This is a genomic window from Candidatus Kapaibacterium thiocyanatum (assembly GCA_001899175.1).
Classification (GTDB): domain Bacteria; phylum Bacteroidota; class Ignavibacteria; order Kapaibacteriales; family Kapaibacteriaceae; genus Kapaibacterium; species Kapaibacterium thiocyanatum.
Map to the genome: position 1 here is coordinate 70,387 of MKVH01000021.1, position 19,874 is coordinate 90,260.

General features: G+C 57.0%; 24 protein-coding genes and 1 tRNA gene. 19 read left to right on the forward strand and 6 right to left on the reverse strand.

Going from position 1 to position 19,874, the window contains the following annotated elements:
• The first annotated feature begins 5 nt into the window (after positions 1-5).
• The 3 genes from BGO89_06610 (at position 6) to BGO89_06620 (ending at position 1,812) form a co-directional block, all read left to right on the forward strand.
• Entirely contained in the window at positions 6-422 is a 417-nt protein-coding gene (locus BGO89_06610; protein ID OJX57638.1) for a hypothetical protein, read from the forward strand.
• A gap of 81 nt (positions 423-503) precedes the next feature.
• On the forward strand, positions 504-839 hold the full coding sequence (locus tag BGO89_06615; protein OJX57639.1) for a hypothetical protein: 336 nt from the start codon (positions 504-506) through the stop codon (positions 837-839).
• Between the two features lie 10 nt (positions 840-849).
• Positions 850-1,812: a hypothetical protein gene (locus tag BGO89_06620; GenBank protein ID OJX57640.1), complete on the forward strand. Its 963-nt coding sequence runs from the start codon at positions 850-852 to the stop codon at positions 1,810-1,812.
• 63 nt (positions 1,813-1,875) lie between these two features.
• Here the strand turns inward: BGO89_06620 and BGO89_06625 are convergent, their stop codons facing one another.
• From BGO89_06625 to BGO89_06635, 3 genes are all read right to left on the reverse strand, one after another.
• Positions 1,876-2,982 (reverse strand): alanine dehydrogenase, encoded by a 1,107-nt coding sequence (locus BGO89_06625; protein ID OJX57641.1) that lies wholly within the window; start codon positions 2,980-2,982, stop codon positions 1,876-1,878.
• Positions 2,983-3,066: 84 nt separating this feature from the next.
• Positions 3,067-3,993, reverse strand: coding sequence for a hypothetical protein (locus BGO89_06630; GenBank protein ID OJX57642.1), 927 nt, complete (start codon positions 3,991-3,993; stop codon positions 3,067-3,069).
• Positions 3,990-4,397 (reverse strand): hypothetical protein, encoded by a 408-nt coding sequence (locus BGO89_06635; GenBank protein OJX57643.1) that lies wholly within the window; start codon positions 4,395-4,397, stop codon positions 3,990-3,992. Before BGO89_06635 ends, BGO89_06630 begins: the two co-directional genes overlap by 4 nt.
• A 61-nt stretch (positions 4,398-4,458) precedes the next feature.
• On the opposite strand from BGO89_06635, the gene BGO89_06640 reads away from it, so the two are divergent.
• From BGO89_06640 to BGO89_06670, 7 genes are all read left to right on the forward strand, one after another.
• Positions 4,459-5,658 (forward strand): transcriptional regulator, encoded by a 1,200-nt coding sequence (locus tag BGO89_06640; protein OJX57644.1) that lies wholly within the window; start codon positions 4,459-4,461, stop codon positions 5,656-5,658.
• 36 nt (positions 5,659-5,694) lie between these two features.
• Complete coding sequence (locus tag BGO89_06645) at positions 5,695-6,450, forward strand: hypothetical protein (GenBank protein ID OJX57645.1); 756 nt, start codon at positions 5,695-5,697, stop codon at positions 6,448-6,450.
• Positions 6,447-7,823 (forward strand): deoxyribodipyrimidine photolyase, encoded by a 1,377-nt coding sequence (locus BGO89_06650; GenBank protein OJX57646.1) that lies wholly within the window; start codon positions 6,447-6,449, stop codon positions 7,821-7,823. Before BGO89_06645 ends, BGO89_06650 begins: the two co-directional genes overlap by 4 nt.
• Positions 7,820-8,701, forward strand: coding sequence for a hypothetical protein (locus BGO89_06655; GenBank protein ID OJX57647.1), 882 nt, complete (start codon positions 7,820-7,822; stop codon positions 8,699-8,701). Before BGO89_06650 ends, BGO89_06655 begins: the two co-directional genes overlap by 4 nt.
• Entirely contained in the window at positions 8,698-9,552 is an 855-nt protein-coding gene (locus BGO89_06660; protein OJX57648.1) for a hypothetical protein, read from the forward strand. The genes BGO89_06655 and BGO89_06660 overlap by 4 nt, the downstream gene beginning before the upstream one ends.
• A gap of 23 nt (positions 9,553-9,575) precedes the next feature.
• Complete coding sequence (locus BGO89_06665) at positions 9,576-10,175, forward strand: phosphoheptose isomerase (protein OJX57649.1); 600 nt, start codon at positions 9,576-9,578, stop codon at positions 10,173-10,175.
• 39 nt (positions 10,176-10,214) lie between these two features.
• Positions 10,215-10,290 (forward strand) — tRNA-Thr (locus BGO89_06670).
• Positions 10,291-10,649: 359 nt separating this feature from the next.
• Here the strand turns inward: BGO89_06670 and BGO89_06675 are convergent.
• Together BGO89_06675 and BGO89_06680 are read right to left on the reverse strand one after the other, a co-directional pair.
• Positions 10,650-12,038: a hypothetical protein gene (locus BGO89_06675; GenBank protein ID OJX57650.1), complete on the reverse strand. Its 1,389-nt coding sequence runs from the start codon at positions 12,036-12,038 to the stop codon at positions 10,650-10,652.
• A gap of 437 nt (positions 12,039-12,475) precedes the next feature.
• Entirely contained in the window at positions 12,476-12,880 is a 405-nt protein-coding gene (locus BGO89_06680) for a hypothetical protein (protein ID OJX57651.1), read from the reverse strand.
• Between the two features lie 215 nt (positions 12,881-13,095).
• On the opposite strand from BGO89_06680, the gene BGO89_06685 reads away from it, so the two are divergent.
• From BGO89_06685 to BGO89_06725, 9 genes are all read left to right on the forward strand, one after another.
• Positions 13,096-13,446, forward strand: a complete 351-nt coding sequence (locus BGO89_06685) for a hypothetical protein (protein ID OJX57652.1) — start codon at positions 13,096-13,098, stop codon at positions 13,444-13,446.
• 22 nt (positions 13,447-13,468) lie between these two features.
• The gene (locus BGO89_06690; protein OJX57653.1) at positions 13,469-13,816 is read left to right on the forward strand and encodes a hypothetical protein; all 348 of its coding nucleotides are present in this window, start codon (positions 13,469-13,471) and stop codon (positions 13,814-13,816) included.
• A gap of 6 nt (positions 13,817-13,822) precedes the next feature.
• Positions 13,823-14,398, forward strand: coding sequence for a hypothetical protein (locus BGO89_06695; protein ID OJX57654.1), 576 nt, complete (start codon positions 13,823-13,825; stop codon positions 14,396-14,398).
• Positions 14,399-14,714: 316 nt separating this feature from the next.
• Positions 14,715-15,020 (forward strand): hypothetical protein, encoded by a 306-nt coding sequence (locus BGO89_06700; protein ID OJX57655.1) that lies wholly within the window; start codon positions 14,715-14,717, stop codon positions 15,018-15,020.
• 170 nt (positions 15,021-15,190) lie between these two features.
• A complete protein-coding gene (locus BGO89_06705; GenBank protein OJX57656.1) occupies positions 15,191-16,594 on the forward strand; it encodes a hypothetical protein in 1,404 nt (467 codons plus the stop codon).
• Between the two features lie 28 nt (positions 16,595-16,622).
• Positions 16,623-17,048 (forward strand): hypothetical protein, encoded by a 426-nt coding sequence (locus tag BGO89_06710; GenBank protein OJX57657.1) that lies wholly within the window; start codon positions 16,623-16,625, stop codon positions 17,046-17,048.
• Between the two features lie 45 nt (positions 17,049-17,093).
• Positions 17,094-17,525 (forward strand): hypothetical protein, encoded by a 432-nt coding sequence (locus tag BGO89_06715; GenBank protein ID OJX57658.1) that lies wholly within the window; start codon positions 17,094-17,096, stop codon positions 17,523-17,525.
• A 376-nt stretch (positions 17,526-17,901) separates the two neighbouring features.
• A complete protein-coding gene (locus BGO89_06720) occupies positions 17,902-18,894 on the forward strand; it encodes a hypothetical protein (protein OJX57857.1) in 993 nt (330 codons plus the stop codon).
• Complete coding sequence (locus tag BGO89_06725) at positions 18,866-19,330, forward strand: hypothetical protein (protein OJX57659.1); 465 nt, start codon at positions 18,866-18,868, stop codon at positions 19,328-19,330. The genes BGO89_06720 and BGO89_06725 overlap by 29 nt, the downstream gene beginning before the upstream one ends.
• 39 nt (positions 19,331-19,369) lie before the next feature.
• Here BGO89_06725 and BGO89_06730 read toward each other — a convergent pair whose 3' ends face one another.
• On the reverse strand, positions 19,370-19,651 hold the full coding sequence (locus tag BGO89_06730; protein OJX57660.1) for a hypothetical protein: 282 nt from the start codon (positions 19,649-19,651) through the stop codon (positions 19,370-19,372).
• Positions 19,652-19,874: the final 223 nt, after the last annotated feature.

Here is a 19,874-nt window from a genome sequence, read left to right on the forward strand (position 1 = left end):
AGCTGATGCAGCGAGGTTGGCGGGCAACCGACATCGCGGCAGCACTCGGGGTGAGCAAGGCGGCCGTGAGCCAGTGGACGAAGGTGATACGGGATGGCGGCAGGAATGCGCTCGCTTCACGCAAGGCACCGGGTGCTACCTCGCAACTCACGGAACGCCACAAGAAACTCATCGGTGCGATGCAACTGGATTCACCGACGGTGTTCGGACTACAGGGCGACTGCTGGACCCGACAACTGATGCAGATGATGATCAAGCGCCTGTTCGGTATTAGCTATAGTCTTCAGCATGTCGGACGCCTGATGAAAACGACGAGTACGACGAGAAGTAAGGTTCCCCAGACGATACGTATGGAACTCGAAGAGCTCATCAATATGACGGACATCGCGATGGCACGCCAGCGGATGAAGACGAAGAAGTAATTTATGGGATCATTGCTCCACGGCGATGGCCTGGGGGCACACCTGTATTGTATTCGGTCAGATACAGTGGAGAGTTAAGGTATGGCGACATCGAAATCGACCAGGAAGATCGCACCGCAGGGCACGGCGGCCGATCCGGACATGACCATCTCGCAATGCTTGTCCATGCTTACCGATACGCAACGCATGCTGGCCGACGTCCAGTTGAAGCTGCTGTCGAGCACCGAACGTGCGGAAGTTGCGCAGCAGATTCTTTCGGAAAATCAGCGTATCATCATCGAAAGCCATCGGCTGACCACGACCCACGTAGTCGGAGTGACGGACAAACAGGACGAGATCATCAGCAACCAGCATACGATCATCACCAATCAGAACACGATCGTGAATTTCCTCAAGCAGATCCTCCACGGCGAATAACGGAATCACGATGCGCCTCTATCTGATCTATGCCTGCTGCGTGTTCGCGGCATGGGCATTGACCCTGACATTGCTGGACTCATGGCATGTCCTTCTGAACTACTGGCCGTCGGCACTGACGATGATGTTCGGTTCCTTCATCGCCGGAGCGAGCGCCGAGGGAGGTGGGGCCATTGCCTATCCGGTCTTCACCCTTCTGCTGAAGATTCCACCCGATTCAGCGCGCAACTTCTCGTTCGCGATACAGAGCGTCGGTATGGTATCCGCCTCCATGCTGATCATCGGCAGGAAGATCCGGATCGAATGGAAGGCCATCGTCTATCCGTCCATCGGCGGCATCGTTGGCCTCGTTCTGGGCACCTATTTCGTCGTACCGCTGTTGAACGCGGTGCAAACGAAGTTGTTCTTCGTATCGCTATGGCTGGCCTTCGGAATCGGACTGTGGCTGGCCAACAGACAGGCTTCGCGACACGTCCGCGATCATTTATCCGGTATCGCCCGGCGAGGCCGGGTCATACTGATACTCGTTGGCTTCGGCGGCGGCATCATCACCGCCATCTTCGGCAACGGTATCGATATCTTCACCTTCTGCGTGCTGACACTGTGGTATGGCATGAACGAAAAGGTCGCGACCCCCACATCCGTCGTACTCATGTCCATCCTCACGGTAGCGGGCTTCCTCCTGCACTCCGTCGTGAAGCAGGACTTCGGTCCGCTCGAATGGTCGTACTGGATGGCCGCCATTCCGGTTGCGGCCGTATTCGCCCCTCTCGGCGCATGGGCCATCACGTATCTCCATCGTCTGCAGATCGCCAGGATCCTCTACGCCATCATCGCGGCCCAATTCGTCGGCGCCCTGTATGTACTCGGCTTCACGACGGCAAACCTCGTCTTCTGCGGCATCGTGGCCACCATCGGCACCATCGTCATGATGCGGATTGACCGTACGGCAACGATCACGGCCACGACCTGAACCCGACAACGGAAAGGGCCTGCTCCTCGCGGAACAGGCCCCTGATATCGTCGTCGGGTGATCTTACAGGAAGAGCGGCGTGAATTCCATGCCGAAGGCTTCCGCAACGGCGTCGTAGACGATCTTGCCATCGACGACGTTGACGCCGAGAGCGAGTTCGTGATTGGCCTTGCAAGCTTCCTTCCAACCCTGATTGGCCAGTTGGATGGCGTAGGGAAGCGTAGCGTTGGTCAGAGCGACGGTCGACGTATACGGTACGGCGCCAGGCATGTTGGCCACGCAGTAGTGCACGACACCATCGACCACATACGTGGGCTCCTGGTGCGTCGTCGGCTTGGTCGTCTCGACGCAGCCACCCTGGTCGACGGCGACGTCGACGATGACGGACCCTTCCTTCATGAACTTCAGCATGTCGCGCGTGATGAGAGACGGAGCCTTGGCACCCGGAATCAGAACGCCACCGATCACGAGATCGGCATCGGGCAGTGCCGCACGGATGTTGCCCTTCGTGCTCATCTGCGTCTGCACGTTCTTCGGCATCACGTCATCGAGGTAGCGGAGACGATAGAGGTTCGTATCGAAGATGGTGACGTTCGCGCCAAAGCCGGCTGCGATCTTCGCAGCGTTGATACCGACGATACCACCGCCGAGTACGAGGACGTTCGCAGGCTTCGTCCCCGGCACACCGCCGAGCAGCACACCGCGGCCGCCCATCGGATGCTCGAGGTACTTGGCACCTTCCTGCGGAGCCATACGGCCGGCGACTTCCGACATCGGAATCAGGAGGGGCAGCGAACCGTCAATCTTCTGTACCGTTTCATAGGCGATACACGTAGCGCCACTCTTGACCATCGCTTCGGTCAGCTCGCGCGAAGCGGCGAAGTGGAAGTACGTGAACAGCGTCTGCCCGGACTTGATCAGTCCGTATTCCTGTGCGATCGGTTCCTTGACCTTCATGATCATGTCGGCCTTGGCGAACACTTCGGCGGCCGTATCGATGATCGTTGCGCCTGCGGCGATGTACTGGTCGTTGGAGAAGCCGCTGCCGACACCGGCATTCGTTTCCACGACGACGCTATGACCATGGCCGATGAGCGCTTCGGCGCCACCCGGCGTCAGCGCCACGCGCTTTTCATTGTTCTTGATCTCTTTCGGCACTCCGATGAGCATGGTATCCTCGGTTGTGAGTGAGTTGGAAAACGAAATAACGAATGGTCAAGTTTGCAAAAATGCAAAAAGGTCCCTCGCCGTACGTCATGCCCCGGCTCTTTTCCGGAACGGCAGGGACAGGAGCAAGGCGGCCACGATGATGACGAGATACCCTCCGAGTTCGGCCCCTGCGACGTCTTCGAGAACCTCGAACGGGACGAAGATCCACCACGGCCCCCCTTCGTATCCGGCATTGGCTCCGTGCAGGACGTCGCGGGGAGCCATCCACGACACGGGCGTCAGGGCCACCGCCAGCGTCACCACCACCACGATGACGAAGGCAGGACGCCATGACCGTACGGTAGACCGCAGAAGCAGGCAGACGATCGCGGAAAGGAACAGCGGTATCACCAGGGCATGCATGGCATAGGATGTGGCCAATGTGCCCGCGAGACCGAGACCGACGGAAAGGATGGCGCCGAACGGGGCTTCCTCCATGGCATGTCCGACCACCGCGCGTGACGTAGCAGCATAGACGTCGTCGGGAAGGAGCCGGCCACTATAGGCCGCGGCCATGGTCAGCACCAGACTCGCCAGTACGGCATACCATCGCCATGCGCCCTGGAAGGCCCTCCTACCGAACATCCATACGATGACGAGCAGAAATGCCGCTACGACGAGAATGGGCGTCACGACGTGATGGATGGTACGCAGAACGGCACCGCCGGGTACCTGATGGTGTATGGTCAATGCGACGGAAGCACCGGCCTCGCTGGGCACGATGGCCGTGCGTCCCGCAGGCACCAGGGCATGGTCGCCCGGCATGGCGAGCGTATCCGGCCAGGCTTCGGGCGAAGCCCGCCATATCAGCACATGGTCCGCATGCACGATGGTACCCGGAAGACCCGACGACGTGAGCACAGGCTGTTCCGACGGCACATAGTGCATCGCGAGCAGGATACCGGTCACGATCTGTACGGCGACGAGCAGAACGACGACCGGCACGAGGATACGTACGATACCGTCGCTCATGACCGCTCTCCGGGTGGGGAGAGATGGACGAGTACACGTCCCTGCTGACTTACCATGACGGGAATGGAGGGCAGCGGGCGCTTGGGGGGCCCTGCCACCGGTTTGCCGTGCAGATCGAATGCACCGCCATGACACGAACACCGTATACCGTTATCGCGGAGTTCGAGCGGGCATCCGGCATGCGTGCATCGCATCGAATAGGCCCGCAGGTCCACTCCTTCGTCACGTACGATGATGATGGGTTCTCCCGACAGCGTCAACGCGCGGCGACGGGAGGTACCGAAGACCTCGTCGATCGTACCGAGATCGATGGTCCTCGCATGTCGCTCCACGACGGGCCGGACGTAATGTGCGAGAATCGCCGCGATGGCCCCGAAACCCGCCACACCGGCAATGCCGATCAATACTTCTCGTCGTGACCGTTTTGGTAAGTTTGTTCGTTCCATTCCATCATCCGAGTTCACAATGCCGGTTCCCTTGCTCGACCTCAAATTACAGTACCAATCCCTCAAGTCTGAACTCGACGCCGCCCTGCTGCGTGTGGCATCGACGCAGGCCCTGATTCTCGGACCCGAGGTGGAAGCACTGGAACGCGCCACGGCGGACTATCTGGGCGTGCGCCACGCCATCGGCGTGTCGAGCGGTACCGACGCCCTCCTCATGGCCTTCATGGCCCTGAACATCGGTCCAGGCGACGAAGTGATCGTCCCCACCTTTTCGTTCTTCGCCACGGCGGGCTGCGTCTCGCGCCTCGGCGCCACACCGGTCATGGTCGACGTTGACGAGGTCTCCTTCAATATCGATCCTGTACTCGTACGCGCGGCCATCACGCCGCGTACCAGGGCCATCGTCCCCGTCCATCTGTTCGGCCAGAGTGCCGATATGGACGCGCTCGTGGCCATCGCCACCGAAGCGGGCATTCCCATCGTTGAGGATGCGGCCCAGGCGATCGGTACGCAGGACAGGCACGGACGCCGCGTGGGATCGATCGGCCTCATCGGATGTTTCTCCTTCTATCCTACGAAGAACCTCGGCGCCTTCGGCGACGCAGGCCTCATCACGACCAACGACGATGCCCTTGCCGTCAAGCTGCGCCAGATCAGGAATCATGGGATGGAACCACGGTACTACCATGCCTTCGTAGGCGGTAACTTCCGCATCGATGCGATCCAGTCCGCCGTACTGAACGTCAAACTGCCCCACCTGGCCTCATGGCACGAAGGTCGCAGACGCAATGCAGCCATCTACGACAGACTCTTCGTCGAAGCCGGCCTGAGCGATGGAACGGGCCATACACGATTCGACGAACGGAATCGTGTGCTGCTGCCCAAGGCCCTCAATGCCGACGGTGGCGCGCCGGATCATCATATCTACAACCAGTATACGATCCGCGTCGAAGACCGTGACGCACTGCGCGCCTTCCTTCAGGAACGCGGCATCGGTACGGAGGTCTACTACCCCGTCCCCTTCCATCGTCAGGAATGCTTCGCCGGACTCGGCCTGGACGATGCGGCCTATCCCGTATCCAATCGCCTTGCGGCGACGGTGCTCTCCCTGCCCATCTTCCCCGAACTGCGTGAAGAGCAGCTTCGCGAAGTCGTCGCAACCATTGCCGAATTCGTGCGTACGCACTCGTCGACAAGACCGGAATACGCGGAAGCGTAGTCCCGCACAATCCCCCACTATGTCCGAGGACTTCTCATGGAACAGGATCGCTCCACCATTCATTCGAACATGAGCTTCGAATTCGGCAGGCAGCAGGGTGGACTCCCCTTCCGGTTCTGGATGGGACTGACTCTCCTCATCCTAGGTGGAGGCCTGTTGCTCGATGCCTTCGATATCTTCGACTTCAGCTCGATTCTCGGCACGTGGTGGCCCTCGGCCCTGATGCTCATCGCCATCATCCAGATAGCGACACGTTCGGCATCGATCTTCGGCGCGGGCATCCTGTTCGTCGTCGGCGCACTGATGCAGGCGAGCAAGCTCGGAATCCTTCCGGGCGGCTTCTGGAGCGCCTTCTGGCCTCTCATCCTCATTCTCGTAGGGACATCCATGCTCCTCGGCCGAAAAAAAAAAGTCCGTGAGCGCATGTTCGATTTCGTGAACGGCGACGCGACGTCGGAGGATACCGTCAGCAGCGAGGCCTTCTTCAGTGGCAATACGATCCGGAACGTTTCTCATGATTTCAAGGGTGGATCACTGTCGGCGATGTGTGGTGGGCTCGACGTCGACCTGCGCAGCGCCGCCATCACGAAGGAAGCGACGATCCACTGCACGTGCTTCTGTGGTGGCATTGACCTGAAGGTGCCGCCGAGCTGGCACGTGATAAATCAGGGCAAGGTCCTCCTCGGTGGTATCGATAACCGCACGAATCAGGTCTTCGATCCGAACATCGTCGCCCCGACACTTTATATCACGGGCACCGTCATCTGCGGTGGTATCGACATCCACCATTGACGGTCCATCCAGCCCGCATACGTCAGCTCAATACCATACGGGACTCTCCGAACGGAGGGCCCGTCGTCTATTGGATGAACCGGGATCGCCGTCGCCGTGACAACTGGGCACTGCTGCACGCCCAGGCCGAAGCCATCGAGCGCAGGGTTCCCTTGCTGGTCGTCTTCTGTCTGGTTCCGACGTTCCTCCAGGCGACGATCAGACAGTACGGCTTCATGCTGCGAGGCCTGGAAGAGCTGGCCGCCGATCTTGGTCGTTACGACATCCCATTCCACGTTCTTCCGGGAACGCCGAAGGAAACCCTGATCCCATGGATCGACGAGATCGGTCCGAGTCTGATCGTTACGGACTTCGAGCCGCTGCGTATCAAGGAGCGGTGGCTGAACGACGTCAATGAACGTCTCGGCATACCCTTCCATCAGGTCGACGCCCATAACGTCGTACCATGCTGGCACGTTTCGCAGAAACGCGAGTATGCGGCAGCTACGCTGCGTCCGAAGATCCACAGGCTGCTTCCGGAATTCCTGCACGATATCCCCGATATCGTACGACATCCGTTCACGAGCAACCGTCCGCATGCGCAATTCGACATGCCTTCGCTTCGGAAACGGCTGCATGTCGATGAAACCGTGACCGAAGTCGTATGGATCCAACCCGGCGAGAAGGCCGCCCACGCGATGCTCGGCGGATTCATCGAACGTCTCGGATCCTATGCCCTTCACCGCAACGATCCGACGAAGGCCGCACAGTCCGGGCTGTCTTCCTATTTCCACTTCGGACAGCTCGCCCCGCAGCGTGCGGCACTCGCTGCAACCGCGGCAGCAGCCGATCCGTCATTGTCGGAATCGTGCGCATCGTTTATCGAGGAACTCATCGTCCGCCGCGAGCTCGCGGACAACTTCACGTTCCACGAACCACGTTACGATACGACCGATGCCTTCCACCCGTGGGCACGGGCGACGCTCGACGCACATCGGAATGATGTACGGGATCACATCTACGATTATGAAACATGGGACAATGCGGCCACACATGACCAACTATGGAATGCCGCTCAAAGGGAGATGGTGACGACGGGAAAGATGCATGGCTACATGCGCATGTACTGGGCCAAGAAGATCCTGGAATGGACATCCTCGCCGGAAGCCGCGATGGACATCGCCATCGCCCTCAATGACAGGTATGAACTCGACGGCAGAGACCCCAATGGCTATGCCGGTATCGCATGGAGCATCGGCGGTGTACACGACAGACCATGGCCCGAACGTCCTGTCTTCGGAACGGTCAGGTACATGAATGCGGCGGGCTGCGCCCGGAAGTTCGACACCAAGGCCTACATTGCAGCCCATTCTCCAACGACACTCTTCGGATGATCATGTCGCGCCACGTCGTCGCACTCCTCGTCTTCCTCGGTACACTGCCAATCCTGGCCCAGACACCACGAGCGGACGTCATCAACCTTGCCCGCAAGATCAAGGTGATGGATGCCTATCTCTACACGGCATCATACGTACAGGAAGTACGTTCCCAGGCATCGATGAACGGCGTGAAGCTCAACACGACCACGGAGAAGATCACCGTGGCGATCGCAGCCGACATGGAAGTCACCGCCATCACGGATGACGGGCAGGAAAAAGAGAAACTCATCACCATCCGCTCCCTCACCATGGAGCGTGGCGGTGCTTTCCAGGACATTCTCCATACCGGTGCCAGACTGCGCGTGCGGTTCTCCGATTCGGGCAATGTCTTCTTCATGGAGAAACGACCGGTCAACGACTCCATCAGCTCGATTCTCGCCAGCGTCGTCATCAGTGCTGGCGGCGAGCGTACGGCACGTATCATCGGCACGGCCAGGCCCATCCGTCCGGGCGATACATGGTCGGTCAATACGAAGGCCATCGCCGGTACGTTCGACGATACCGAGGTCCAGTTGTCCCGCAAGGGCCTGAAGGGTACGGTCCGCTACGACCGCATCGACTCCACACCCGGTCAAAAGCCGGCAGCCGTGTTCTCCAGCCGTATCACGGCATCCGGCATCCGTTTCGTCAACCAGGGCATCTTCAAACCGAAGAAGGCATCGGCCACGATCACCGTATCCTATGCGGTACCGCTCGACGAGCGATATCCTCCTACGGAGTCGGCATCGGAGATCATCATCGACACCAAGGGCATCATCCAGGATGCAGGCGGCCCGGCCGTCGATCTCGACATGCAGACGAAGCGTTCCCTCCGGGCGAAGTTCCAGCGGTGAGTTACGACAAGGATCACGTCAGGGGCCTGCTCGCCCTCGTCGTCACCGCCGTACTGTGGAGCACCGGAGGCCTGCTGATCAAGTCCCTGCCACTTACACCGATGACGATTGCAGGTACGAGAAGCGCCATCGCCGCCGTCGTCATGCTGCTCTGGATCCGCCGTCCGAAGCCGATCTGGACACCGGCGCAGATCGGCAGCATCGCCGCGTACACGGCTACCGTCATCCTCTTCGTGACGGCCACCAAGCTCACGACGGCAGCCAATGCCATCCTTCTCCAGTATACGGCTCCCATCTGGGTCGCCCTTCTCAGCGTCGCCATCACACGCGAGCGGCTCACCCGGATCGACGTCGCGGCAGTTGCGACCGTCGTCGTCGGTATGGGCGTCTTCTTTCTCGACAGGGTGTCGCCCGGTCACATGCTCGGCAACGTCATCGCTGTGGCGAGTGGCGTGGCCTTCGCCCTCGTGGCCCTCTGCATGCGGGCACAACGCGGCGTGAGCACGACCGAGAGCATCCTCTTCGGCAACGTCCTCTCCGCCCTCGTCTGCCTGCCGTTCGCCGAACCGTTTCCGCTGCATACGGACGTCGTCGTCAACCTGCTCCTGCTCGGCGTCGTACAACTCGGCATTTCCTATCTGCTCTATGCCTGGGCCATGGCCCACGTGTCGGCCCTCGAAGCCGTCCTCGTCACCGTTCTCGAACCCCTGCTCAACCCTATCTGGGTCGCCGTCATGCTGCATGAAGCTCCTTCACCCATAGCCATCGCAGGCGGCATCATCGTCATCGGTGGCGTCCTGACGCGGAACATCCTCCAGGCCCGGCGTAGGCCACCGGGATATGCCAGCTAGCGGACGTACCGTATCTTTGTCCCATGCCCATCCCATTCGACAACACGCGCATCTCGGCCACCATCCGCGAATCCATCGAAACGAAGGAGCGGCTTGCGGCTGGGTGCGCTGACGACATCCGCCGTTGCGGCGAACTCCTTGGCGCGGCCGCGAAGAATCGCAAGCTCATCATGTTCTGCGGCAACGGTGGCAGCGCTGCGGACAGTCAACATCTCGCCGCCGAACTCGTCGTACGCCTGCGCAGCAGCATCAACAGGGCCGCCATTCCCGCTCTGGCATTGACCGTGGACCCTTCCATCATGACGGCCGGCGGCAACGATATCGGCTTCGAGAACGTCTTCGCACGCGGTGTGGAAGCCTACGGCAACGAAGGCGACGTCCTGGTGGCCATCAGCACCAGCGGCAACTCGCCCAACGTCATGAACGCGGCGGCCGAAGCCACGAAGCGCGGCATCGTCACGATCGGCCTCCTCGGCGGAACCGGGGGCAAACTGGCCGGCCAGTGCACGGCATCGGTCGTCGTTCCCAGTCCGGTCACGGCCCGCATCCAGGAGTCCCACATCCTCATCGGTCACATCTGGTGCGAGATGATCGAGGAAACCATGTTCCCGGAGCTGTTCTAAATTCGGCGGGCTTCGTATTTTCGTGCTTCAGAATCAGACGCCGATTTAGCTCAGCTGGTAGAGCAGCTGATTTGTAATCAGCAGGCCGCCAGTTCAAGTCTGGCAATCGGCTCCAGTCTGCAAGCCGCATTCCTGATGGGATGCGGCTTTTGCGTTGTAGGCTTGGTTCTACTCACAACACGATAATCGTCATAGTCCCGGATAGTTCATCATTGTTTTGGTCAAATCTAGGTCAAAAACAGGTCAAGTGTTATGTGGGCGCTACTCCGTGTTTTGACACAAAAAATGTGAGTATGGAGATATGGAGAACGGTCCTGACCTTTCGTCGTTCTCCGAATACGAGGTATCACACCTAGGTAATGTGTGGCGACATATACGTCGCCTGGCATGTGTGTTACTACGATGTGATCGCGCTGCTACCTTCGTTAGGCATCAGATACCATGAGCCAGTCCGCCACATATGGCCATTGGTACTCAGTCTATCTTACTTTTGGACGTCTTACGGCTACTACCTGTACTTGTACGGGCGCGTCTGCTCTGTGGTGCTGTTGATCTGGCAGTAGTACGCCTGCTCTGTGTGCTACCACGCGCTGGATTCTTTCCTGCATCAACTTTTGTAGCCGCCCTGACGGCAGCCTGGTTCTTTTTCTTATTTGCTTTCTCCATTACCGTTCCCAACCGACCATTCTCGGTATACGAGTATGAGTTCACGGTAGTTCGGATGTCGCGATGACGCAATAGTTTTTGACGATCAAATAGATCGACCTCGTGTTGATATAACTGGTCTGCAAAGGTCTTCCGGAACGTGTGGAAGCCCCGACGAGCTTTCAATCCCACGGCTTCAAATCCTGCCTTGATCATCCTCATGATGGCCGATGTAGACGAGTACTTCCAGGTGAACAACTTTTGCTGATTCTTCGGTAATTCATTCAGGATGGTAAGTATCTCATCAGTAATAGGGAAATACTCTGTGTCCTTTGTTCTCTTGTTATAAACCTCAATGCGACGATCGCGTAGGTTGAAATTACTGCGATAGAGATGTAGTGTCTCCTTAATGCGGAATCCTGACGCAAGGAACCACCTGAGCAAGCGTGAAACCTGGCGATATGGTCCCACTTTGCCATTCTTTGGTACGTGGGTGTTGAAGTATTCGATGACCCGTGAAAACTCATAGTCTTGGTATATTTCATTCTTGGGTTTATTGCCCTTCTTGCGGAACTGCTTAAGATTTACCTCCCTATCAAGTAGCTCCCTGTCACACAAGAAATTACAGTAGGACGCAAAGTTCCTGAGGTAGAGATTCACGGATGTACTGCCGAGATGTGATTCCCGCCGTTTCCATGCTGCTAGCTGTCGTTCAATGTCAATACGAGAGATAGTACGTTTATCGTCCGCAATAACTTTCGGTACGATCCACTTATAGTCGTCTCGCGTGTTATCATCAAGGTCTCTTGCCGCTAAATGCAACTCATACTCTGTCCAAACATCTGTGTACTGAAGCGTCGTGACCTCCTTGTTCTCATTTGGAGGTACAGCAGGCAGAATATTCTGTTCTGCTACAACATTGCTCTGTGACTCGCTGTGCTGCACGGTGGTGTAGACAAGCTGTCCATCTGCTGATACTCCTGCTTGCAGGTTTAACGGTCGCCCTTGTATCGCTCCCGGTACCTGCCCTGATACGATGACGATCTGCGCCGGTTGATGTACGTCTGCCAACTGTGGCATCGTTCCGTCCGGTTGCAGCATGACCGGCTTCATGCCGTGGTGAATGCGATACAGATCCCATATCCATTGCTCGGCAAACTTCCGATTCTGCTTCGTGTCTATGAGGCCGGTCGCCACACGCAAGCCCTTGTACTTCAAGTACAGGCGCTGCGTGCCTCTCGGCGCATAGATCGAACCAGGATGTGATTTTGGAGTACGTTTTGCCATTGTGCTGTGCGTTGTGCCGCTTGCTACGACTGATCCTTCGTTCCGAACCTTCGACGGTCAAGTTCCTCTAGCATTCGCCGTTCTGCCCTTGTCCGCAGCGTCTCGTCCTTGGGATCGAAGGCAACTCTAAAGCCTTTGGAAATCAGGTAACGGCGGTTGCTTCGCGTACATTCCTTTCTCCAGACGGGAAGGCTGCACCATTGCGGTCGTGTCAGAAAAGCGATTCTCAAGCATTTGCGACAAATCAATCGGCGGGTGTCCCCCGGACCTTCCTCCGTCCGAATATGAACGCCGTCCGTTCGCAGTCTTTCAATACGCCGGGTACGCCGCTGTTTTGCCATACGGGTGTTCCTGCTTCTATTCTTGGATTATTCTTTACTGCGGGACCTGGACCGTGTCGTTGGTTTCGACGCAGTGCTTCCTTCCTCTTCTTCACGTACCCGCTTCTCTTCCGCACGAACAAGACCCAGCAACTCTTCAGGGCATTCCTTCAGGCTTCGCTTCTGACGCACATACTGTACGGCAAACCGTCGCCGCATCGTTTCGCCGTTCTCGTTGGGTGTGAAGATCGATCCCAGTCCCTCCATCAGCCAGTCAACAGAAAACCCCTTTCGCAGTATGCTGGCCAGGACTTCATAGGAAGGGCTTCCGAGTCCCCGGAAGTACCGTCTCAGTTGACCAGGACCTGATATTCCGAGTAGGTAGCAGGCTTCAAGCTGAGTATCGAAGCCGAGATCGACAACAAACTGTAGCCGTTCAACAAATCCCTCCATGCCGTATCGCCTCCTTCAATAATTTCTTTTTCGTGAGCATTTGCAGATGTCACGCAAGCGCACTAGTTTTGACCTAAAGTTTTGCAGCAAGAAATTGCTTGTAATTTTTGCTGACAAAACAAGATTACAAAATTTGCACGCATAATCTGCAACCAAATTTTGCAACAGCATTTGTCGACTTTTCTTGTTGATCACTTTTGCTCAACGTACTGCGTATGGATTCTTTCCCTGTCGCACCGGACAAATACAGGCACAATCACCCTGTGTTTGACCCGGTGGCATTCGGACGGCGTTTGAAGGCGGTCTGTCTGGCCCATTTCGGAACGGAAATGATCGCCTGTGTGGAATTGGGTTGCCGTAGTCAGCTCCAGATACGGCGCTATTGGTCTGGCCAGCAGCTTCCGGCCTGCAAGCTTCTCTATACTCTGACGGCGTTCGGGTTCAACCTGAACTGGCTGTTCAAGGGAGAAGGCCCGATGTACGACATGTCGGCCCCTGCCGGGCTTGCCCTCGCACAATCCGGCGTTGCCGTCACTCTTCCGGACGATGACAAGGAGATGGCATGAGACATGGTAATCGGCAGGTGAGATGTCACCCTATACCACCCTCGTACGAGTCACGCCCATGAGACGGCAATGCACGGAAGAGGAACCCCTCTGGAGCCGTCCATTCGCTGCCAGGTATCTCGGCGTCAGTGTCGAGATCATCGCGCGTCTCATGGACGACGGCACCTTGCGATACACCTATCCATTCCCAGGCAACGAACGGGATGCCCGGCTGTTCCGTGAAGACGTCATTGCCCACCGCGCATACATGCTCGGTCAGGCAACCACACTCGCGTCGCTGCAACAGCAGAACGCGGGTATGCGGAGCACGCCCAATTCCATTGCCGAACATGCCCGGCGTATCAAACAATCTCTCACCACATTTCCGTGATTGACCATGAGCGACATTGCCAAGCACACAGAACAAGAACGCCATGAAGCCCGCCCGATCCACTATGGCGACTTCGTTCTTCCTCGATCCGCTCCTGGCTATTTCGTCTATCTGTTCCTCGTCGTCGATCCGGCGATTGCCAGAGACGTCCCACGCCTTGGCTTCTTCCACGTCCAGGTGGTGTTTCCGGAGTACCATACTCCGCCGGGGTTCGAGTACATGCCGGAACATCAGCAACGGAGCGTACTGACACAGCTCAGCCAGGTCATGCTCGTTCCGGTTGACAGTGTCGTCCATCATGAGGATGCCGGACTCATTCTCATGACACAGGAAGCGAAGAGAACGCTCTTCGGTATCGGTGCCGGCGTCCTGGTGGATGTCTCCTCGATGACAGGGGAGAGCCCTTTCCCAGGCGACAGTATGGCAACGATGCAGAATGACGGCATTGAAGTGCCTCCTATCGGTACTTCTTCGCCTCTCTTCCCGCATCATGAGGCCACACCTGCGATGGGAATGGGTGCAGACCCCGCGAATACGCAGGAACAATCCGGAATAGACTTGAACAATCACGAATTATCGTGACAACACCCGCGAATAGACATGAGGCGTACCGTGACGAAACCAAGAGATGATGCCTTACTGCCGGACTACGTCGACATTCCGGTTCTCGCTGGCTGGCAACTGCGCAAGATGCTAGCGCACATTGGTATATCGGCTTATGACCTTTCACGTTACGTCGAACGGTCATGCGGATATGTCAGCAAAGTCTGGTTCCCTAAACAGCGTCTTCCACTCAGGGCCTCAGAAGCCCTGTACACGCTGGTGGGACACGATCCCTTTTGGAATGCCTACTCTCACACGATGCGCCGGGATGGCGTAAAGGACAAGGAGCATGACCATGATCCAGGATGATGACCCCCATTCCTCGGAATCACCACGACGAGAGGAATCGCCGTGCGAGTTCCGGAAGCACTACGAACGCACAGGCCGAGCGCCACTTCTCCGTTTCATCATCAGCATTACGCGTGAGAACGGAGAAAGCGGCGAGTACAACATCGAGGCTACTGACCTCATTCACGCCGTGACGGTCGCCATGAAGCGAGAACATGAAAAGGGATATTCACCGATTCTGATCGGTCTACTCGCACAGCGTGACGGTCCTCAGACGAACAGACCAACGGGTATGGGCAGCGGAGCGCAGTAGTATAGCTCCGTGTATGCGGGGCTATGTGGTCCCATGTCAGAGCCGCCGCCGCAGGGCAATGCGCGGGGGCGGCTCCTGGCAGTAGTTGCTGGTCGCACGACGAGTACTACAACGTCTCGTCGCCGGTTCGATTCCGGCTACTGCCACACCAACATCTCGGATTGCAACCAATGGCTGATAAGGCATATAGAATACGGCACGATGTCTATGACGAGATGTACCGCGCCGGACTTCTCCCTGACGCAAGCCTTCTCTACCTCTTTCTTCTCAACAATCCGCGCGTCAGTTTGACGGGCCTGTATCGCATCGACGAGAGGGAAATCACCTTCCATACCGGGATCGGCCAGGACCGCGTCCTGGACTGCCTCCGGAATCTGACGAATGCGGGGCTTATCGTCTATGACCAGAGCCTGTTATGGATACCCCGGATCCCGCGAGACAATACGGCCACAAAACTCACCTACTGGCAGCGATTACTTCAGCGCGACGAAGAAGAGTATGCGGCCTACCCGTCGATCATTCCAGGGTGCGAGAACGGCGCCTACCGTGCGTGGCGCGAAGCCCACGCACAGCACCTTGCCCCACGAGACCAGCAGACCACGGGGCCGGGGGAGAAGTCTCCGGCACCTACTTCGGCGCGAACAGCCGCCGACGTCATTCCGCCGTGGGAACGTGCGGCAGAAACACCGGACTCGTCCGATGATGAACCAGGCACCGCCCTGCCTATGACCCTATCTTCAGATGAAACCCCTTCTCTACCTACCCAGTATGGGGTAGGGACCTACCAGGAAGGTACCTCCCATCCCCCTGCCCCCTCCAATTCCGGGGGCCTCACCCCCCTGCCCACTACTCTATATCTATCTCTGTCTCTACCTCCTCCAGAGGAAGACCGTCCGATTGAATCCAGGGGGTGCGGGGGAATCGCGGGGCAGGTGCCCGGCGGCGGGGTATCTCCGCCACCGGCACAGGATCCGCACCCTGGCGACAACGCATCTGCGTCGAAGCGGTGGAGGGTGGCCGTCCAGACCGCCCTGCAGGCTATGGCGACGGCCGGGGAGCTGCGGCGCTGGGTCAGCTCCGGGCTCCTGACGCTGGTTCTCGTGCCGCGCACCTGGCCGGAGGCCCACCTGCCATCGGATACTCCGCCGCCAGCCGTGACCATCCCGTTCCGGCCCCTCGATGGCGATGGAGCCGACGACTGGACACCGAACGGCGACATGCTCCCACGCTCGCTCTCGACGATCCCGTTCCTCAGTGAATGGGCCAGGTATCTGCGCTGGCGGTGGCTGACGTGGCATGAGTGGCCCGACCGGGTCACGCAGACGGCGCAATGGCTGCAACTGGCCGAATGGTTCGACCCCATTGCGTGTGTCCGGCAAAGCGTCGCTGGCAGCTTCAAGGGCATCTTCCCACTTCGTGAGGACTTAGGTAGTGGACGATATACACGAAGCGGAACGGTTCTACGAGCAAGCAGACGCGCTCGCAGCGCAGCACGACGCGGGGGATGTGTCACTGATACGGTCATTGGCTACGCGCCTCGTCTCACTCCGGACACGGGTCATGCACGTGCGTAGTCCGGCGTCCGCCGCATCATGGACAGGCATGATCGCCATACTACAAGAGCTTGTGAGCGCTGGGTATCACCGCGAGCAAGACTACTGGCTCCCCAAGGCCGAGCGGCGATTACTCTTCGAGGACTGGTCATTCAAGAGCCCGAAGATCATGACGCTTCCCGACATGTACGGCGGTGGCATCTCAGCCGACACGACTCCCACGATTCCCGTACCACGGCATCAATCGATCGTGAGAGAGAACGCACAAAGGGCCTACGAGCTCGGGTACTCGGACGGGTACCGGAATGGACGAAGCGATCGTACGCCCGACGAGCGTCGCCGTGACGATAAAGCCAGACAAGACCTCCTTGATGCGCTTCGAGCGTCACACAGGCGTGATGAAGAACTTGATGAGGCGCAGCGGGAGATCACCCGCCTGCGCGCGGTCATCCGAGAATTGCAGCGGCGCGCATAGCCTGCGAACTACTTCACCACACACAACCAACCTTGAGGAACGACCGTGCTTATTCTCACCGTCCTTGCCGAACGACATGCTTGCATCCTGGAAGAGAATCCCAACATCCATACCACCCGGCGTTGGAATGAATGGACGGAGTATTCACTCACGCTCACGGATGACCAGGCATCCGGTATCTGTGATGCCGTCGGGACGACGGCCTACGACTCCGATGGAGATCCGGTGCCCCATCGGATACTCTTTGGCGTCAACATCTGTCGTCATGGCCGTACGATAGAATTCGGCCACCTTGAATCATACGTGCCTGATGCAGGATGGGTGCCGGTAGACGTGCCGGATTCCGTTCATGATACGCTGGAAGATCACGTGCTGCGCTTCCTGCATGAGATGCCACCGGCTGCGGAACTCCTGGCTATCGATCACGTCCTTCTGCGGCATCATCTGGCAGCGCAGACGGCCCTTGTGAACAACTAGGGTGTGAATAATGGCGGTTGAATGTCCAGTATTCTGAAAAGTAGCAATGATGGCAACCAATATTGAAGTCAAGTGGTTGCGGTGATCACACGTTAGTTATCGAGAGAATAGCGACTAGCACATTGGCACTCAACATGCTAGATTTGCGGCTACCATTGGGATCGCAATCATGTCCGTATCGCTCGAAGACTTCCCCCATCTTTCATTCACGAAACGGTGGGATATTGACAAGGAAACCGCACGTTTCCTTGGTCAGTGCGAAGCCTATGCCCGTGTTCTTACTCAACTGCCACTGCTACCACAGGAACATCAACACCTGCTATCTGTATTCCTGCGAAAGGGGGCGTTAGCAACGACCGCCATTGAAGGAAATACTCTGACACAGGAAGATGTTGACAGAATGTATGATCAACAGATATCCTTACCAGTGAGCAAGGAGTATCTAGGTGTCGAGGTCCGCAACATTCTCGACGCGATGAATACGATCATAGATGATATTCTCGCGGGGAAGGAACTGCCTGTCACGCCTAATCTTATCTGTACTTTCCATCAATTGGTTTCAAAGAACCTTGGCGATCACATCGATTGCATTCCGGGTCGTTTCAGACAAGATAATCGCTATGTAGGCAGCTATAGAGCGCCTGACTATAGTAAGGTAGCCAACCTTGTCGAACGCCTATGTGACTGGATGCGGCTCGAATTCCATTACCCGGAATACAAGAACGATTGGTACGATGCCATTGTCCAAGCAATCGTAGCACACGTGTATCTTGAATGGATTCACCCGTTCGGCGATGGTAATGGGAGGACAGGGCGGCTATTGGAATTCTATATCCTTGTTCGAGCAGGAATGCCGGTCATTACCTGTACGCTGTTGTCGAATTTCTACAATGATACGAGGAGCGAATACTATCGTCAATTCGACGTCGCTCGACGTAACAACGATCTTAGTTCGTTCATCAAGTATGCTGTGCGCGGGCTCTGTGACAAGATTAAAGAAACGTTGGCCGTTGCACAGGTTTGCGTGACGACCATCACATGGTCGCATTACATCTATGAGCAGTTCGATAAGAAGACCACTTCGGAGGCTACGAAACGACGTCGTAAACTCGCATTGAGCCTGAAGATTGGGGTGCCGTATACACGCGAAGAGATTGTTATGCTGAATCCTGAAATGGCAAGAGAGTATCTTCAGACCCAGCGCCTTGCAGCTCGTGATATCAACGCATTGGTGAACATGGGTATCCTGCGTGCGTATTCGGGGCTGTCTACGTGGGATGACGATATCTATATCACGAATCACACCAAGCTGCTTCTTGATAGAATGCCTGACTCAAAGCATGGTCCGGATCTATTTCCTAATAGCTAGAATTGCGGATGCGAGTTGCAATGGGATGCTGCGCTCGATTCTCCAGCAGCATATCATACCGGATTGGGCAACGCTCCAGATCGAGCTATTGGGCCGTAAGAATATTGATAAGGTCATGCCATCGGCTGTCATCGCAAGGGCCAATAATGTGTATCTCAATAGTATAATTATCGGCTGGATTATCGGCTGGAAACAAACCCTTCGTCCCAGTTCGGACGATCCCCTCAACCACATAAGATTGTGCCTGGTGGCGCGAAGTAAGCGTGATTTAATATGCCGATGCCGTTCCTTTTTTGAGCCAGGCTTTTACCATATCGTTAGCCGTCATTTTCGCTGGAAGGCTCAGGGTGACGTTGCCCGATGCGCCACGAATGAGCAAAACTTTTTCTCCACAAACAATGCGATAATCACGGTCGATATGGTCCATATTCTCTAATCTCCATTTGTGATGACATTGTACAGCCCCCAATGGCTACTACTGCCCATCCGTCTCAAAATACTGCACACGAAGCTTCCGTCCCTGTTCATTATCGGCAAACATCCCTGCGGTACCCACGCTATCGTCGTCAAGAAGCCAGTCGATACTGAGTCCCAGCTTCAGAAGTGCCCCCAGCACGGATGACCGAATCTCTCTCCCATCCAGCCACCGATATACCAATGTACGATCGATATGGAGTGCGGTAGCCAAGCTTGCCGCCTTCCCATCGAAAGCCATGTTGATGAACTTTCTGAGCTTTTCGGGTATCTGATTCGACATACTTTTTTCTTGCGCTGAAGAGTACAGCGTACTATATTGTCCTCGATTGTATACAAACAGCCACAGATGAGTATAGATGTCCTCATTTGTGTCTCTTTGAATGCGACGTAAGCAGTCGTACTACAATATAGTGGTGCGGCCGTTCGCGTACTGCCTTGTATTCACGGGCGTATAGCAGAGAGGGTATCACAGAATGTCACAGCCATCAGACCTTGACCCGGTA

Coding starts and splice junctions, on each gene's coding strand:
- BGO89_06610 (OJX57638.1), top strand. CDS start 6: ATGCAGCGAGGTTGGCGGGCAACCGACATCGCGGCAGCACTCGGGGTG.
- BGO89_06615 (OJX57639.1), top strand. CDS start 504: ATGGCGACATCGAAATCGACCAGGAAGATCGCACCGCAGGGCACGGCG.
- BGO89_06620 (OJX57640.1), top strand. CDS start 850: ATGCGCCTCTATCTGATCTATGCCTGCTGCGTGTTCGCGGCATGGGCA.
- BGO89_06625 (OJX57641.1), bottom strand. CDS start 2,982: ATGCTCATCGGAGTGCCGAAAGAGATCAAGAACAATGAAAAGCGCGTG.
- BGO89_06630 (OJX57642.1), bottom strand. CDS start 3,993: ATGAGCGACGGTATCGTACGTATCCTCGTGCCGGTCGTCGTTCTGCTC.
- BGO89_06640 (OJX57644.1), top strand. CDS start 4,459: ATGCCGGTTCCCTTGCTCGACCTCAAATTACAGTACCAATCCCTCAAG.
- BGO89_06645 (OJX57645.1), top strand. CDS start 5,695: ATGGAACAGGATCGCTCCACCATTCATTCGAACATGAGCTTCGAATTC.
- BGO89_06655 (OJX57647.1), top strand. CDS start 7,820: ATGATCATGTCGCGCCACGTCGTCGCACTCCTCGTCTTCCTCGGTACA.
- BGO89_06665 (OJX57649.1), top strand. CDS start 9,576: ATGCCCATCCCATTCGACAACACGCGCATCTCGGCCACCATCCGCGAA.
- BGO89_06680 (OJX57651.1), bottom strand. CDS start 12,880: ATGGAGGGATTTGTTGAACGGCTACAGTTTGTTGTCGATCTCGGCTTC.
- BGO89_06685 (OJX57652.1), top strand. CDS start 13,096: ATGGATTCTTTCCCTGTCGCACCGGACAAATACAGGCACAATCACCCT.
- BGO89_06690 (OJX57653.1), top strand. CDS start 13,469: ATGTCACCCTATACCACCCTCGTACGAGTCACGCCCATGAGACGGCAA.
- BGO89_06695 (OJX57654.1), top strand. CDS start 13,823: ATGAGCGACATTGCCAAGCACACAGAACAAGAACGCCATGAAGCCCGC.
- BGO89_06700 (OJX57655.1), top strand. CDS start 14,715: ATGATCCAGGATGATGACCCCCATTCCTCGGAATCACCACGACGAGAG.
- BGO89_06705 (OJX57656.1), top strand. CDS start 15,191: ATGGCTGATAAGGCATATAGAATACGGCACGATGTCTATGACGAGATG.
- BGO89_06710 (OJX57657.1), top strand. CDS start 16,623: ATGATCGCCATACTACAAGAGCTTGTGAGCGCTGGGTATCACCGCGAG.
- BGO89_06725 (OJX57659.1), top strand. CDS start 18,866: ATGGTCCGGATCTATTTCCTAATAGCTAGAATTGCGGATGCGAGTTGC.
- BGO89_06730 (OJX57660.1), bottom strand. CDS start 19,651: ATGTCGAATCAGATACCCGAAAAGCTCAGAAAGTTCATCAACATGGCT.